Here is a 2313-nt window from a genome sequence, read left to right on the forward strand (position 1 = left end):
CTCTGGCTGTCGATCAGGCAGGCCAACTCTCGGGCCAGCGACTTCACGCCCGCAGCATCTGGCCAGCGGGCACGCGCTATCGAGTCCCTCAGGTCAGGCCGGAACCCTTGAGCAGTTTGGTGACCGCCTCCAGCAGCGGAGCGCCGACAGTGCCCACAGCCTCTGCGATGCGCATGAGTCGTTCAGCGGCCGCGCGGAGCCTGCCGGGGTTCTGGTCGTCGGTGCTGGCGGCCTGTTCGAGGTCCTCACGGGCCTGGGTCAGCTCTTGCCGCTGCTCGCCCGAGAGCAGGCCGGACAGTTCGGAGACGTGGCCGGACAGGTCACGAAGCTCTTCGCGGCTGATGGGCGTGATAGCGAAGTCTCGGTTATGCGCCTGGGCGTGAGGGCCAAATGCGCTTCCGTAAGCCCCACCGTGGACATTATAGGTGTCGCCTGTGCTCATAGTGATGTGCCCTCCATGCTCCACGTGGATGTGCAGGCTCGGTTGGACAGGCACTGCATAGTCGTGACCGATCGTCTTCTCGATGACGCGGTCGAGCGACCGGAGGAGGCCCAGGCTCTCGCGGCGCAATTCCCTGCGTAGGTCGTCGATCACGTCCGGCGGGGCGAGCGACTCGATGCGCTGCGCTATGTCCAGCAGCGGGATCTGCTCGACACCCGCCCTGTGCTCGCGGTTGAGGATCTTCAGCCGCTCCGCAAGGTAATCCCGCAGGCGCTGGCGGTCCAGCGCCGCGTCGCCCCGTCGCCACGCCCGGATCGCGGCGCGCAGCGACTCGCGCTCGGTGTGCAGCCGCCACAGGTTCCCCCGGACCTGCCGCGCCCGGTTGCCGTCACAATGCGGGAAGAACGTGACCCTCCAAGACGGCATCCGCTGACCCCCGAATTGCACTGGCCGGCAGCGGAAATGGACGCCGTCCCGCTGCATGGCGCTCGGCGGGAGCCCCTTGTCGGTGTGCCATTCGGTGAGCACCATCGGCGTGCCCGCCTCGACCAGGTCGTACCGCACCTCGCTGCCGTGTCGAGTGGTGACCTCGGCAAATCGCCGCGCCAACTGGCGGCTAACAGACCCGAGCGGCACCAGGCCGTCGTCCCGCCAGGGCAGCCCGACCGGGACAGACAGGTAGTCGAGGCCCGTGCGCCACGCGTACGTCCAGGTCTCACCGGGCCAGCGCGAGGTGAACGCGACATCGACCCGCGTCGACAGCCGATCGCTGTACAGCCGCCGGTAGCACGGGATCATCGTGATCGCGTGCTCTTCCCGCTGGGGTCGGAAACCTGGGCGGGTAGCTTGCCGGAAATGCGGCGCAGGGAATCGCAGCAGTCCGGCCGCCTCACAAAAGGCGCGCTCCCCTGACCAGTCGCGGATCGCGCCCCCCGGCCGATCCCGCACCATGCCGGCCCCCCGCACGAACTCGGCACCCGCGATCGGGTCCGGCCAACTCGGCCTGCGCAACCGCCCGGTAGGTCCCTCGGCGAGCACGCGGAGGTCAGCGATCGGGAACTGAACGACGCCGAACTCACGGTAGATCCGCGAGAACCTTTTGCCGTTGGACACCTACCGCACGCTAGCACCGCCACCGATCGGCAGTGCCGCATTTGGGCGTACGGCTCCCCTGGCCTAGCCAGATGGGAAGCCGTCCGCAGCCATCGCCTGATGGGAGCCCCATCAGGGACTAATGCGAGCACTAGCCGCACTGCGGCTGTCTCAGGGGCGTCCGCAACGCCCAAGAGACCAGCATCATTGTGGCACGCGACAACGGCGCGACGTGCCGCAACAGCGACCCTATGGCGCGCAGACCGCCCTGAGCCTGGACAGGCTCGATCGACACGCCTCACCATCGGCGGTCGCTTTCGGCACGCTAACGGGGGCTAACACAATGATCTGAGTTGGCGGTCGAGCTTGAGGAAGGCTTCGTGGATGTCGGCTCGTCTTTCCCAGCGGATACGAAGCCGGCGGAAGCCGTGGAGCCAGGCGATCGTGCGCTCGACCACCCACCGGTAGGTACCCAGGCTGGTGCCGTGCAGGGTTCCGCGTCGGGCGATGGCGGGAACGATGCCGCGGGCACGAACCTGGTCGCGGTAGACGTCGTGGTCGTAGCCGCGGTCGGCGAACAGCGACTCGAATCTGCGACGGGGACGTCCAACCCGTCCGCGGACCGGCGGGACGGCGTCGAGCAGGGGCAGGAGCTGGGTGACATCGTTGCGGTTGCCACCGGTCAGCAGGACGGCGAGCGGGGTGCGGTGTCCGTCGGTGATGAGTGGTGCTTCGACCCGGCTCGGCCTCGGTCGACCGGCGACGGACCCGTGTGGAGC

1 protein-coding gene and 1 pseudogene are annotated in these 2313 nt (G+C 68.2%); both read right to left on the minus strand.

Features of this window, described 5'->3' with window-relative positions:
- Nucleotides 1-88 precede the first annotated feature (88 nt).
- A complete protein-coding gene (locus AC07CM_RS50700) occupies nucleotides 89-1555 on the minus strand; it encodes a hypothetical protein (RefSeq protein ID WP_478883329.1) in 1467 nt (488 codons plus the stop codon).
- Nucleotides 1556-1869: 314 nt separating this feature from the next.
- Nucleotides 1870-2313, minus strand: a pseudogene (locus tag AC07CM_RS50705) (IS5 family transposase); the annotation flags it as partial.

It is taken from the genome of Streptomyces sp. NPDC044061 (assembly GCF_056434305.1).